This window comes from Paenibacillus sp. P4_E11 (genome assembly GCF_056401635.1).
Window position 1 is genome coordinate 1 of sequence record NZ_JBFUIX010000546.1, and the last position, 1,078, is coordinate 1,078.

Genomic DNA, 1,078 nt, shown 5'->3' on the forward strand with positions numbered 1-1,078 from the left:
GGTAATGCCTGCTGACGGCTTTAACACTGTTATGGAATGTTCATATTCATTAACGTGATTAAGTTTACATATTATTTTATATGCTAACTTTATAACTTTTGGGTGTTCCATATCTTTCGAACAAAGAGTCATTTAAATTTAATGACATTAATAAATTGAGAAACGAAGAACCTGATGATAAGCGGCCGGGCTCCTGTTCATGAGGCAGAAGTCTTCTCGGCTTTGCCGTTCATAGGTACGAAGTTCAACAAGGTCGTCTGGTCCGAACGAAATCAACAACGAAGGCGGAAAAAACGGAGATGTCCATCATCGTTGCGGAAGAAGAGCTGTCGCATGTTGCGGGATTTATTATCGAACCGTAATTGCCCTAAGAATCAAAAAATAGAGGTTGGTCTACAACGATGTAGATCAACCTCTTTAGCAATTTACTTGATGAGATTGCAAGTCTCCACCTGCCGTTAAGCCCTTCTAGTTCGTCGTCTGCATAACGATTTGCAATAGAAGGAACAAGACATCATTCCGATCAAAAACAGCATCACCCGTTACATCCACAGGAGTTTGATGCATATAACTCACCACATGATTAATCTGAATTGGACCACCAGGGTTGCCAGGAGATAGAGACAGCAGCTGACCCCGAAGTTGAATGGCATCCAACTGTGTTCTCACAGGCAACCCTTTCCATTCCAAAATCACTTTACTTCCTTTATCCATAACAGCTCCGGAATCAACATCCAGTGTAATTAAGCTAGTCACAGCATCATGGCTGTTAAGCTGCAACACGACCGCTTGATCCGAAACATAACGCACATTACTTATGGAGACGGCAGTGCCGTTTACATGAAATTTGTCTTTATTCAGTGATGCCTGCCTATTTAACTGATGACTGAATAGTACAGTCAGCTCCGTCCCATTCGAATTTAACGCAGCCACCGTAACTTTTAACGGATCCTGATCCGCCACTATGTTATGAATTACAATAAGCCCGATTGAAGATTCATTGCCTGTTTGATCTATTCCTCTTGCTTCAACTGAACCGTTCGCCGTCATTACGATTTCTGCAGGGTCCGTTACAGAC

At 42.3% G+C, this 1,078-nt stretch carries 1 protein-coding gene; it reads right to left on the reverse strand.

What is annotated here, in order from left to right; genetic code table 11:
- Positions 1-468 precede the first annotated feature (468 nt).
- Positions 469-1,078 (reverse strand): hypothetical protein (locus tag AC1DWB_RS35925; protein ID WP_477545832.1); only part of this gene is annotated, 610 nt, incomplete at its 5' end.